Genomic DNA, 11,423 nt, shown 5'->3' with positions numbered 1-11,423 from the left:
CCAGAGGCCCGGTCGATCCGCCGGGAGCACAGCGGGCCGCGGCGGTCCACGAACGGGAGGTGCGCCCGTGCGGACGACCGCCGCGGACCCGCCCGGCCGGCGGAGCACCGTCGGCCGCGGTATCACCGAAGGGACTCACACCGTGACCACCGCTGACGACACCGGGGCCCTGTGGCTGCGGCGCTACCACCCGGCCGACGCCGACGCGGTACGGCTGGTCTGCTTCCCGCACGCGGGCGGTTCGGCCAGCTTCTACCACCCGGTCTCGGCTCGGTTCGCCCCGGCCGCCGAGGTCCTGTCGCTGCAGTACCCCGGCCGTCAGGACCGGCGCAAGGAACCCTGCGTGGAGGACCTCGGCCGGCTGGCCGACCTGGTCGCCGAGCAGTTGCTGGCGCTGGACGACCGGCCCAGCGTGTTCTTCGGGCACAGCATGGGCGCGGCGCTGGCCTTCGAGACGGCGTGGCGGCTGGAGCAGAAGGACGCCGGACCGCTCACCGTCATCGCCTCCGGCCGGCGCGGCCCGTCGACCACGCGTGCCGAGGAGGTGCACCTGCGGGACGACGACGGGATCGTCGCCGAGATGAAGCGGCTGAACGGCACCGCGGCGGGTGTCCTCGGCGACGAGGAGATCCTGCGCATGGCCCTGCCGGCGCTGCGCGGCGACTACCGCGCCATCGAGACGTACTCCTGCCCGCCGGACCGGACGGTGCGCTGCGGGATCACCGCGCTCACCGGCGACGGCGACCCGCTCACCACGGTCGAGGAGGCCGAGCGCTGGCAGGACCACACCGAAGGCCCGTTCCGGCTGCGGGTGTTCACCGGCGGCCACTTCTTCCTCACCCAGCACCTGACCGCGGTCAACGGCGAGATCGCCGACGCCCTCGACCTGGCACGGTCCGCCCCGGCGTCCTGACGTCCGCCCGGGTGGTGCCGCCGGACGGCGCCACCCGGGCCGGCGCAGGAGTCGTGGTCGACCCACCACCGGAGAGCCCGCACACGGCCGGACCGTCACCCGCGTCCGTCACGTTCCACGTCACTTTCCGCTCACGCGCCTCCTGGACAAGGAAACGCTCATGCGCACACTGCTCGTCGACAACTACGACTCGTTCACCTACAACCTGTTCCACTACCTGTCCCGGGTCAACGGGCGGGAGCCCGAGGTGATCCGCAACGACGACCCGGCCTGGCGGCCGGAACTCCTCGACTCCTTCGACAACGTGGTGCTCTCCCCCGGCCCCGGCACACCGCACCGGCCCGCCGACTTCGGGCTGTGCGCGGGCATCGCCGAGGAGGGCCGGCTGCCCGTGCTCGGGGTGTGTCTGGGCCACCAGGGCATGGCGCTGGCCCACGGCGCCCCGGTGGGCCGCGCGCCCGAGCCGCGCCACGGCCGGACCTCCGCCGTGCGGCACGACGGCACCGGGCTGTTCGAGGGGCTGCCGCAGCCGCTGGAGGTGGTCCGCTACCACTCCCTCGCCGTGACGGACCTGCCGCCGGAGCTCGAAGCCACGGCGTGGTCGCCGGACGGGGTGCTGATGGCGTTGCGCCACCGGACACTGCCGCTGTGGGGTGTTCAGTTCCACCCGGAGTCCATCGGCACCCAGGAGGGCCACCGGCTGCTGGAGAACTTCCGCCGGCTGACCGAGCGGCACGGCCGCTCCCGCCCCGGCGGGTCCGGGCCCACCGTCACGCGGAGCGTTCCGGAGCAGCGCCGGTCCCCCGACACCGCGGGTACGGCCGGGCGCACGGCGGCGGGCGCGGGCGGCGGGTGGGAGACGGTGACGGCCGGGTCCGGTGACCGGGCCGCGGGCGGCGGCCCGCCCCGGCGGCTGCGGGTCCTCGTCGAGCGGCTGCGCACCCGCTGGGACGCGGAGGTCGCCTTCGACTGGCTGTTCCGCACCGGCGACCACCCGTTCTGGCTGGACAGCAGCCGCCCGGGCGGACGCCTCGGACAGCTGTCCGTGATGGGGGACGCCTCCGGTCCGCTGGCCCGTGTCGCCACGGCGGACGTGGAGGCCGGCACCGTGACCGTCACCGGGGGCGGCACCACGCGCGTCGAACGGTCGGCCTTCCTGTCCTGGCTGGAGCGGGACCTCGCCGGACTGAGCACCGACGTGCCCGAGCTGCCCTTCGACTTCGCCCTCGGCTGGGTCGGCTGCCTCGGCTACGAACTGAAGGCGGAGTGCGGCGGGGAGCCGGCGCACCGCTCCCCCGACCCCGACGCCGTCCTCGTCTTCGCCGACCGCGCCCTGGTGCTCGACCACCGTACCGACACGACCTACCTGCTGGCCCTGGCCGAGGACGGCGACGAGGAGGCGGCGCGGTCCTGGCTCGCATCGGCCGCCGCCGCCCTGGAGACGGTCGCGGGCTGGGAACCGGAGCCCTACGAGGCCTCCGCGGCCGACGGCACCGGGCCGGTGGTGCTGCGTCACGACCGCGACGCCTACCTCAAGCTGATCGACGTCTGCCAGCAGGAGATCGCGGCCGGTGAGACGTACGAGGTGTGCCTGACCAACATGGCCGAGGCGGACACCGACCTGGACCCGTGGCAGGCGTACCGTGGTCTGCGCCGGGTGAGCCGGGCGCCGTTCGCCGCGTTCCTGCACTTCGGGCCGATGGCCGTGCTCAGCACTTCGCCCGAGCGGTTCCTGCGCATCGACCGGCACGGCGTGATGGAGTCCAAGCCGATCAAGGGCACCCGGCCGCGCGGCGACACCCCGGAGGAGGACGCACGGCTCGCCGGGGATCTGGCGGCCTGCGAGAAGGACCGCGCCGAGAACCTGATGATCGTCGACCTGGTCCGGCACGACCTCGGCCGGTGCGCGGAGGTCGGCTCGGTCGTCGCGGACCCGGTGTTCCAGGTGGAGACGTACGAGACGGTGCACCAGCTGGTGAGCACGGTGCGGGCACGGCTGCGCCCGCACCTCAGCCCGGTCGCCGCCGTGCGCGCCGCGTTCCCCGGCGGTTCGATGACGGGGGCGCCGAAGATCCGCACCATGCAGATCATCGACCGGCTGGAGGGCGGTCCGCGCGGCGTGTACTCGGGGGCCATCGGCTACTTCTCGCTCACCGGGGCGGTGGATCTGAGCATCGTCATCCGCACGGTGGTGCTCAGCGGGAACCGGCTGCGCTACGGCGTCGGCGGCGCCGTCATCGCGCTGTCGGACCCCGCGGCGGAGTTCGAGGAGACGGCGGTGAAGGCGGCGCCGCTGCTGCGGCTGCTCGGCGCCGCGTTCCCGGGGCGCGAGGAGCTGGCGGGCGACGCCGTGGCGGACGTGGCACCGGCGGGCTCGTAGGCGGGCCGGGGGTCGTCCCCCGTCGTCCGCCCCCGCATGCCTGCGGCGGCCCATGTCTAGGGAAAACCCGGGGTGCCGGGCAACAGCCTGGGAGGGTTCCCCGTTCGCCGGAAACGCTCGACCCCCCGGGAGTGATGGTGCCCGTCCACGCTGACGACTACGAGATCCAGCCGCCCGGTGCCGCCGAGGGCGAGCTGGACGGTCTCACCCTGCCCGCCGTCTTCGCCGCCGCCGTGCGCGGCGGCGGCGACGCGGTGGCGCTGGTGGACGGGGAACGCGCCCGCACCTGGCGGGAATGGCGGGCCGACGTGGAGGCGCTGGCCCGCGCGCTGCAGGAGGCCGGTGCCGGGCCCGGCGACGTGGTCGCCCTGCACCTGCCGAACTGCTGGGAGTACGTCACGCTGCACCTGGCGGCGGCGTCGGTCGGGGCGGTCACGCTGCCCGTCCACCAGGGCAACGCCCCCGCCGACGTAAGGGCGTTGCTGGAGCGGGTCGGTCCGACGGTGCTCGTGCTGCCGCCGGGCACCCAGGAGCCGGGCGGCCCGCTGGCCGCGGCGGCCCTGCGGGAGGCACTGCCGTCGCTGCGCACGGTCCTCGTGACCGGTGACGACCCGGCGGACGGCACGGAGTCGGTCGGGGGCCTGCTGGCGCGCTGGACGGGTGAGCGGCCCCGGCCGGTCCGGGTGCGGCCCGACGCGCCGTTCCTGCTGTTCCCCTCCTCCGGTACGACGTCCGCGCGGCCCAAGATCTGCCTGCACACCCACGACTCGCTGCTCACCAACTCCCGTGCCGCCACCGAGGACAGCGCCGGGGCGTTCGCCGGCACCCTGATCACGGCCTGCCCGCTGACCCACTGCTTCGGACTGCAGTCGATGTACTCGGCGCTGTTCCGTTCCGGCCGGCAGGTGCTGCTGCGCGCGTGGGACGTGGACCGGTTCCTCGAACTCGCCCGGTCGGTGCGGCCGAGCGTGGTGGTCGCCGTACCGGCGCAGCTGCACGACGTGGTGTCCCGGGCCCGGGAGGCGGAAGGGGGCGCCGGGTTCCGCCCGGAGCGGGTGCTCACCGCCGGCGCCGCCCTGCCCGCCGCCCTGGTGCGCGACGTGCGCGAGACCCTCCGGGCCGCGCTGGTCGTGGTGTGGGGCATGTCGGAGGCCGGGAACGGCACCAGCAGCCTGGCCGGGGACCCGCCGGAGGTCGCCGCGCACAGTGTGGGGCGGCCGGTCCGGGGCGCGCGGCTGCGTGTCCTCGACGAGGACGGCCGGCCGTGCGCTCCCGGCGAGGCGGGGGAGCTGTACTACCGCAGCCCCAGCATGTTCCGCGGCTACTACGGGGAGCCGGAACTGACCCGGTCCGTGGTCTCGGAGGACGGCTGGCTGCGCACCGGTGACCTCGCCTCGATCGGCGAGGACGGTCTCGTGGTGTTCCACGGCCGCTCCGCCGAACTGATCAACGTCGGCGGCCGCAAGTTCAACGCCGTGGAGATCCAGGGCCTGCTGGCGGATCTGCCGGGCATCGGTCCGCTGGCGGTGGTCGCCAAGCCGGATCCGCGGCTCGGGGAGTACCCCTGCCTCGTGGTGACCGCGCGCCCGGCCGCGGCGCCGGACGCCGGGGACGTGCCGGAGAGCCCGGTGGGCCTCGGGGAGGTGACGGCGTTCCTGCGGGAGCGCGGCGTCGCCGAGTACAAGATCCCGCTGGAGCTCGTGGTGCTGCCGGCCCTGCCGCGCACGCCCGCCGGGAAGCTCAACCGGCGGGCGCTGGAGCGGATCCTGGCCGACGCCGCCGCGCACCCCGGGCCGGTCCCCGCCGACGCGCCCCGCCCGGACCCGCGCACCGCCCTCGACCTGGTCGTGACCGCGGTCGCCGAGGTGCTCGGGGACCCGGACGGCTCGGAGCCCATCGGACCGGACGTCACCTTCCGCGCGCACGGCCTGGACTCGGTGGCCTCGGTGCGGCTGCGCAACACGCTCGCCGGGGCGACGGGCCTGCCGCTGCCGGCGGCGGTGGCCTTCGACTTCCCGACCCCGGCCGCCCTCGCCCGGGAACTGGCCGGGCTGAACCACCGGGACGAGGAGCCGGCGCCCGGCCGGGCGTCCGGTGACGAGCCGGTGGCGATCGTGGGCATGGCCTGCCGGCTGCCCGGGGGAATCGCCTCCCCGGAGGCACTGTGGGCGCTGCTCGACGAGGGCGGCGACGCCGTGTCGGGGTTCCCGGCCGACCGCGGCTGGGACCTGGACACCCTCTTCGACGACGACCCGGAGCACCCGGGCACCACCTACGCCCGCGAGGGCGGCTTCCTGCGCGACGCCGCCCACTTCGACGCGGGGTTCTTCGGCATGTCGGCGCGGGAGGCGCTCGCCACCGACCCGCAGCAGCGGCTGCTGCTGGAGATCGCCTGGGAGGCCGTGGAACGGGCCCGGATCGATCCGCTGTCGCTGCGCGGCACCCGTACCGGTGTGTTCACCGGTGCCATGTACCACGACTACGCGACGGGGGCGACCGATCCGTCCGGAGAACTGGAGGGGCTGCTGCCGGTGGGCACCTCCGCCGGCGCGCTGTCCGGGCGGATCTCGTACACCCTGGGCCTGGAGGGTCCGGCGCTGACCGTGGACACGGCCTGCTCCTCGTCGCTGGTGGCACTGCACCTGGCGTGCCGGTCGCTGCGGTCGGGGGAGTCGGAGCTGGCGCTCGCCGGCGGCGTGGCGGTGATGGCGACGCCCGCGCCGTTCGTGGGCTTCTCCCGGCTGCGGGGCCTGTCCCCCGACGGCCGCTGCAAGTCCTTCGGCGAGGGCGCCGACGGGGCCGCCTGGTCGGAGGGCGCCGGTCTGCTGCTGCTGGAGCGGCTGTCCGACGCGCGGCGCAACGGCCACCGGGTGCTCGCCGTGATCCGCGGCTCGGCAGTCAACCAGGACGGTGCCTCCAACGGCCTGACCGCGCCCAACGGCCCCGCCCAGCGCCGGGTCGTCCGGCGGGCGTTGGCCGACGCGGGGCTCACGGCGGCGGACGTCGACGCGGTCGAGGCGCACGGCACCGGCACACCGCTGGGCGACCCGATCGAGGCACAGGCGCTGCTCGACGTCTACGGGCGGGAACGTCCCGAGGGGCGTCCGCTGTGGCTGGGCTCGGTCAAGTCGAACCTGGGCCACACCCAGGCGGCGGCCGGCGTGGCCGGGGTGATCAAGACGGTGCTGGCGCTGGAGCACGGGGTGCTGCCGCGCACCCTGCACGCGGACACCCCCACCTCGCAGGTGGACTGGTCGTCGGGGACCGTGCGGCTGCTGAGCGAGGCCCGCGGGTGGACGGCCGGGGAGGGCAGGCCCCGCCGGGCGGCCGTCTCCTCGTTCGGCATCAGCGGCACCAACGCCCACCTCGTGCTCGAGGAGGCGCCGGTCGAGGCCGGGGCCGAGGCCGCACCGGCCGGTCCGGCGGGGAACGCCGAGCGGGCCGTCGTGCCGTGGCTCGTGTCGGCCCGGGACGCGGCGGCGCTGCGGGGCCAGGCGCGGCGGCTGGCCGAATACGCCGAGGCGCACCCGGAGGTGCCGGCCCGCGACATCGCGTACTCCCTGCTCACCACCCGTTCCCTGCACGGCCGTACGGCGGTGCTCACCGGGGCCGGCCGGGACGCGCTCGTCGCGGCGGCCGCCGCCTTCGCCCGGGGCGACGTCACCGGGGCGGCGGGCCGGGGCGCGGGCGGCGGCTCCGCGGAGACCGCGTTCGTCTTCACCGGTCAGGGCAGTCAGCGGCCCGGCATGGGCCGCGCGCTCGCCGCCGCGTTCCCGGTGTTCGACGCCGCGCTGCGCGAGGTGTGCGCGGAGCTCGACCCGCTGCTGGAACGGCCGCTGACCTCGGTGATGTGGGCCGGCCCGGACAGCGAGGAGGCCGGACTGCTGCACGGCACCGGCTACGCGCAGCCCGCCCTGTTCGCCTTCCAGGTGGCCCTGTACCGGCTGCTGGCCTCCTGGGGGGTGACGCCCGCCCGGCTGGTGGGCCACTCGGTCGGTGAGATCGCCGCCGCACACGTGGCGGGCGTGCTGAGTCTGCCGGACGCCTGCACGCTGGTCGCCGCGCGCGGCCGGCTGATGCAGTCGCTGCCGCCGGGCGGGGCGATGGTCGCCGTCCGCTGCTCCGAGGCCGAGGTGCGGCCGTGGCTCGAGGGGCGCGAGGCGGACATCGCCGTCGCCGCGGTGAACGGCCCGCGCTCGGTGGTGCTGTCCGGCGCCGACGCTCCGCTGGCCAACCTGGCCGGGGAGCTGGCCGCCGCCGGGCACAAGACGCGCCGCCTGGTGGTCAGTCACGCCTTCCACTCGCCGCTGATGGACCCGGTGCTCGACGAGTTCCGGGCCACCGTGGCGTCCCTGTCCTTCGCCGGGCCCGAGGTGCCGCTGGTCTCCGGGGTCACCGGCCGCCCGCTCACCGCCGAGGAGGCCCGCGATCCCGGCCACTGGGTGCGGCACGCCCGGGAGGCGGTCCGGTTCGCGGACGCGGTCGGACACCTGGCCGACGCGCGGACCGGCGTCTACGTGGAACTGGGCCCCGAGGCCGCGCTCACCCCGATGGTCGACGAGTGCCTGGAGGAACGCCTCGGGCAGCGGGAGCCGGGCACCGGGCCGGTGGTGGAGCCGCTGCTGCGGGGCGGGGAGGACGAGGAGGGGGCCCTGCTCACCGCCGCCGTGCGGCTGCACGCGCACGGTCTGTCCGTCGACTGGCCGGCGGTGCTGCCCGGCGCGCGGACGGTCCCCCTGCCCACGTACGCCTTCCAACGCGAGTCGTACTGGCTGGCCTCCGTGCCCGCCGGCACGGTGGCCGTGGCGAGCCCCGAGACGGTGGGGGCGGCGGACGCGGCACCTGCGCTGGCCGAGCGGCTGGCGGGCCTGCCGGAGGCGGAGGGCGAGGCCCTGGTGACGGAGCTGGTGCGCGGCGAGCTGGCGGCCGTGATCGGCGGGGAGCTGCCGCCGGACGCCGGCGCGGGACTGGCCTTCACCGAACTGGGCGTCACCTCCGTCACCGCCGTCGAACTGCGCAACCGGCTCACCGCCGTCACCGGGGTCCGGCTGCCGCCGACCCTGGTCTTCGACCACCCCTCCCCCGCCGCGGTGGCCCGGCTGGTGTGCGACACGCTCCAGCGGTCCGGCCCGGTCCGTGTCCGGGACGCGGGCGCCCTGGTCGACGAGCTCGAGGCACTGTTCACCTCGGGCGCGGACCTCGATTCCGGGACGGCGGCGCGGCTGAGGACGCTGGCCGCCCGCTGGGCGCCGGCCCGCGCCGACGGCGGGGAACCGGCCGCCGGCCCCCTGGACCTGGAGGACGCGACGGACGAGGACCTGTTCCGCCTCATGGACGGGGCGGCCGGTACGGACGCGCCGGGCGGCCGGTAGACGGTCCTCGGCGTGTCCCCACGTGTTCCTGTCCCGTCGCCCGGCGGGCGGCGGCCTCCACGGGCCGGCCGGTGGCCGGCCCTCCACCCAGCGCACATCCACCAGCGGGAGATCACCTCATGAGCGGGCTCGTCATGCCCCCCACCACCCAGCCCGGAGCGGGGGCCCGATCCGGCCCGGGCTCCGGCTCCGGCGGCGATCCGATGATCGTGGCGGATTCCGTCAGCAAGTCGTTCGGCACGGTCAACGCCCTGGACTCGGTCAGCGTCAGCGCCCGCCAGGGCACGGTCCTGGCGCTCCTCGGCCACAACGGAGCCGGTAAGACCACGCTCGTCAACATTCTCACCACCGCGCTGCCCCTGTCCTCCGGACGGGCCTCGGTCGCGGGGTACGACGTGACCCGCGACCCCTTCGAGATCCGCCGCCGTATCGGTCTCACCGGCCAGTTCGCGTCGGTGGACACCCAGCTCAGCGGCCGGGACAACCTCGTCCTGATCGCCCGGCTGCTCGGCGCGGGACGCCGGGCCGCCCACTCCCGGGCCGAGGAACTGCTGGAGCTGTTCGAGCTGACCACGGTCGCCGACCGGCGCGCGAGCGGCTACTCGGGCGGCCTGCGGCGCCGCCTCGACCTGGCCGTGTCCCTGGTCGGCGGTCCTCAGGTGATCTTCCTCGACGAACCCACCACCGGCCTGGACCCGACCAGCCGGCTGAAGCTGTGGGAGATCGTCGAGGGCCTGGTCGAGCAGGGTGCCACGGTCCTGCTGACCACGCAGTACCTGGAGGAGGCCGACCGGCTCGCCGACTCGATCACGGTGCTCTCCGCCGGCAAGGTCGTCGCCTCCGGCACCGCCGACGAGCTCAAGGCCACGGTCGGCCGGCGCACCGTCACGCTGACGCTGGACGGCGACGACGCGCCCGCGCGGGCCGGCGCCGCGCTGCGCGGCGCCGGGTTCGCGCCGGTCGGCGGCGAGGACGGCACCCGCAGCCTCGTCGTCCCGATCGACGCCACCCGGGAGATCGCGGACGTCGTCCGCGCGCTGGACCGGGTGGGCGTCGAGGCCGACGAGCTGACGTTCGGCGAACCGACCCTGGACGACGTGTATCTGACCCTCGCCGAGCAGCACGCCCGGACCCCGGCGTGACCGCCACCCGACGCCCTCTGTGGAGGACCCCTTGACCACGCACCTCACTCCCGCCCGGCGCCCGGACGCGCCCGCGGCCGTCGCTCTCAAGGCACCCGACTTCGGCGGGAGTTCGTTCGTCGCCCAGGTGCGGGTGCTCACCGGGCGGTCGCTGCGGGCGATGGTGACCGACCCGGGCATCGTGCTGTTCGGCCTGATCCAGCCCGTCGTCATCCTGTTCGTGCTGACGCAGGTGTTCAGCAAGATGGGCATGCCCCCGCACTTCCCGGACGGTGTCAGCTACCTCGACTTCGTGCTGCCGGCCGTCCTGGTGGACAACGCCGCCCAGTCGGCGATGCAGTCCGGGGTGGGCCTCGTGGAGGACCTGCGCAACGGCGTGGTCGCCAGGCTGCGTTCGCTGCCGGTGCACCCCGGGGCCCTGCTGGTCGCGCGCAGTCTCGTGGGGCTGGTGCGCAGCGCCGTGCAGATCCTCGTGATCATGGTGCTGGCGATGACGGTCCTGGGCTACTCCCCCAACGGGGGCATCGCCGAACTCGCCCTGTCCGCCGGGCTGACGCTCTTCATCAGCTTCGCCCTGGGCTGGGCCTTCATCGCGGCCGGCGCCTGGCTGCGGCGCGCGGAGCCCCTGCAGAACCTCGCCCTGATCGTGATCTTCCCGCTGATGTTCGCGTCCAGCGCGTACGTGCCGGTCGCCGACCTGCCGGGCTGGCTGGCGGCCGTCGCCCAGGTGAACCCGCTGACGTACGCCATCGACGCCACCCGTGCCCTCGCGCTGGACGTGCCGGGCCTCGACCACGCGATTCCCGCACTGCTCATCGGCGCGGTGATCAGCGCGGCGGGCGCGATCGCCGCCCTGGCCGGCTTCCGCCGGCCCCTGTAGTCCCGCACCGCTCCCCCCCCGGGGCGGGGACTCGGCCCGTGGGTGCCTACCGGCACCCACGGGCCTTTTCGTGCGGGCAGGGGCTCTCGTCGTGCGGACACGGGCCTTCGTCATGGGCGGACACGGGCCTTCGTCATGGGCGGGCACAAGCCCCTTTCCTGCGCGGACACAAGCCTTCCTCATGTGCGGGCATGGGCCCCTTTCCTGCGCGGACACAAACCTTCGCCATGTGCGGGCACAAGCTCTCTTCTTGCGGGCTACGGACCCTTGTCGTGCGACTCCCGGGTCCTTGTCCGTACGGACCTTCGGTCCTTGTTCACGCGGACTCCCGGCCCTTTTCCGTGCGGGCGCGGTGCGAGGGCCGAACGGGCGCACCGGAGCCGTGATCGGGGCACGGAAGTCGTGGTCGGCGCGGGGCCGGCCGCGGACGCCCCGCGGACCGTGCCGGCCCTGCCGGGTGCGTCCCGGTCGGGTGCGGTGCGCGCCCCGGGTTCGCGGGGGGCCTGTGGCCCGCTGCCCGCCACGGTCGTCGATCGCCCCTCAACGGGCGACATCAGGTGTCAGGTCGGCGACAAAAGCGCTGGTCATCGAATTGTGCGACAGCCCGCGCCCGCTCCGAACGGGCAGCCGGGGAGCGGCAAACGGGTCGACCTCCCTGTTTCTGAACGTGAAGCGGTGCGCGTAGGCAGCGGCCCGCCCCCCGCGAGGGGGAGGCGTCCCAGGGCCGCCGGTGGAC

5 protein-coding genes are annotated in these 11,423 nt (G+C 75.3%); all 5 read left to right on the top strand.

The features are described from left to right. Positions 1-142 precede the first annotated feature (142 nt). The 5 genes from ACFXAE_RS35335 (at position 143) to ACFXAE_RS35315 (ending at position 10,687) form a co-directional block, all read left to right on the top strand. On the top strand, positions 143-913 hold the full coding sequence (locus tag ACFXAE_RS35335) for a thioesterase II family protein (RefSeq protein WP_384723523.1): 771 nt from the start codon (positions 143-145) through the stop codon (positions 911-913). A 160-nt stretch (positions 914-1,073) separates the two neighbouring features. Then, positions 1,074-3,293, top strand: coding sequence for an aminodeoxychorismate synthase component I (gene pabB / locus ACFXAE_RS35330; protein ID WP_384723520.1), 2,220 nt, complete (start codon positions 1,074-1,076; stop codon positions 3,291-3,293). A gap of 134 nt (positions 3,294-3,427) precedes the next feature. Continuing rightward, the gene (locus ACFXAE_RS35325) at positions 3,428-8,665 is read left to right on the top strand and encodes a beta-ketoacyl synthase N-terminal-like domain-containing protein (RefSeq protein ID WP_384723517.1); all 5,238 of its coding nucleotides are present in this window, start codon (positions 3,428-3,430) and stop codon (positions 8,663-8,665) included. 119 nt (positions 8,666-8,784) lie between these two features. Beyond that, entirely contained in the window at positions 8,785-9,807 is a 1,023-nt protein-coding gene (locus ACFXAE_RS35320; protein ID WP_384723514.1) for an ATP-binding cassette domain-containing protein, read from the top strand. Between the two features lie 31 nt (positions 9,808-9,838). Beyond that, positions 9,839-10,687, top strand: coding sequence for an ABC transporter permease (locus ACFXAE_RS35315; RefSeq protein WP_384723511.1), 849 nt, complete (start codon positions 9,839-9,841; stop codon positions 10,685-10,687). Positions 10,688-11,423 lie beyond the last annotated feature (736 nt).

It is taken from the genome of Streptomyces sp. NPDC059454 (assembly GCF_042749965.1).
Taxonomy (GTDB): Bacteria; Actinomycetota; Actinomycetes; order Streptomycetales; family Streptomycetaceae; genus Streptomyces.
This window is presented reverse-complemented; position numbering and strand designations above follow the sequence as displayed.

What these genes read in the sequence shown, in the direction of transcription:
- ACFXAE_RS35325 (WP_384723517.1), top strand. Translation starts at nt 3,428, where the DNA reads ATGGTGCCCGTCCACGCTGACGACTACGAGATCCAGCCGCCCGGTGCC.
- pabB (WP_384723520.1), top strand. Translation starts at nt 1,074, where the DNA reads ATGCGCACACTGCTCGTCGACAACTACGACTCGTTCACCTACAACCTG.
- ACFXAE_RS35320 (WP_384723514.1), top strand. Translation starts at nt 8,785, where the DNA reads ATGAGCGGGCTCGTCATGCCCCCCACCACCCAGCCCGGAGCGGGGGCC.